The sequence below is a fragment of the Nocardiopsis sp. LOL_012 genome, assembly GCF_048060475.1.
Lineage (GTDB): Bacteria > Actinomycetota > Actinomycetes > Streptosporangiales > Streptosporangiaceae > Nocardiopsis.
This window is the reverse complement of record NZ_JBHMIV010000149.1, coordinates 1-253: the sequence shown is the minus strand read 5'-3', so window position 1 is coordinate 253 and position 253 is coordinate 1. Positions and strand designations below refer to the sequence as shown.

General features: G+C 72.7%; 1 protein-coding gene. It reads left to right on the top strand.

The features are described from left to right. Window positions 1-253, top strand: a 253-nt coding sequence (locus ACFHWE_RS23860; RefSeq protein WP_416604125.1) for a hypothetical protein, incomplete at both ends; no start/stop codon positions are given.

Sequence of the window (253 nt, the reverse complement as noted above, 5' to 3'; positions counted from 1 at the left end):
CCCTGCCCCTGCACCCCGCCCTCAGGAACGCCTGGCCCCACCTGCACGAACAGATCACCGCCCACCGAGAGACCCCCACCACCGCCCCGACCCCACCACGAACAGAAGGGGCATCAGACCCCGGCCACACCCCGGCCGGAGGCCCCGACACGGTTCCAGGATCACTGGACCCCAACGGCACCCGCCACTTCGCCGACGACGCCGAAGCCGCCCGCTACGGCGCCCAGATCCTCGACGACCCCCACCGCAACCC